Below are 911 nucleotides of genomic sequence, written 5' to 3'. Positions count from 1 at the left end.
TGGACCGAGTTGGACCAGCGGGCCGTCGACACCGCCCGTGTCCTGGCCGCCGATGCCGTACAGAAGGTCGGCAACGGCCATCCCGGTACGGCGATGAGCCTGGCGCCTGCCGCGTACACCCTCTTCCAGAAGGTGATGCGGCACGACCCGGCGGACGCCGACTGGGTGGGCCGCGACCGTTTCGTGCTGTCCGCCGGCCACTCGTCCCTGACCCTCTACACCCAGCTGTACCTGGCCGGTTTCGGTCTGGAGCTGGACGATCTGAAGGCGTTCAGGACCTGGGGTTCGAAGACCCCGGGGCACCCGGAGTACGGCCACACCACGGGTGTGGAGACGACGACCGGTCCGCTGGGCCAGGGTGTCGCCAACGCGGTGGGCATGGCGATGGCCGCCCGCTACGAGCGCGGTCTGTTCGACCCGGACGCGGCGCAGGGCGAGTCGCCCTTCGACCACTTCGTCTACGCGATCGCCGGTGACGGCTGCCTGCAGGAGGGCATCTCCGCCGAGGCCTCCTCCCTGGCGGGTCACCAGAAGCTCGGCAACCTGATCCTGCTGTGGGACGACAACCACATCTCCATCGAGGGTGACACCGAGACGGCGGTGTCCGAGGACACCGTCAAGCGCTACGAGGCCTACGGCTGGCATGTGCAGCGCGTGGCGCCGAAGCCGGACGGCGACCTGGACCCGCACGCGCTCTACGACGCGATCGAGGCCGCCAAGCAGGTCACCGACCGGCCGTCGTTCATCGCGATGCGCTCGATCATCGCCTGGCCCGCCCCCAACGCCCAGAACACCGAGGCCGCGCACGGCTCGGCGCTGGGTGACGACGAGGTCGCCGCCACCAAGCGGGTCCTGGGCTTCGACCCGGAGCAGACCTTCGAGGTCTCCGAGGAGGTCCTCAACCACACCCG

The 911-nt window shown here is 69.7% G+C and carries 1 pseudogene; it reads left to right on the top strand.

From position 1 onward, the window contains the following. A pseudogene (locus tag AQJ84_RS29030) lies at positions 1–911 on the top strand (transketolase); the annotation flags it as partial.

Source organism: Streptomyces resistomycificus (genome assembly GCF_001514265.1).
Taxonomy (GTDB): Bacteria; Actinomycetota; Actinomycetes; order Streptomycetales; family Streptomycetaceae; genus Streptomyces; species Streptomyces resistomycificus.
Note: the sequence above shows the minus strand (reverse complement) of the source record. Positions and strands in the feature narration are given on the sequence as shown.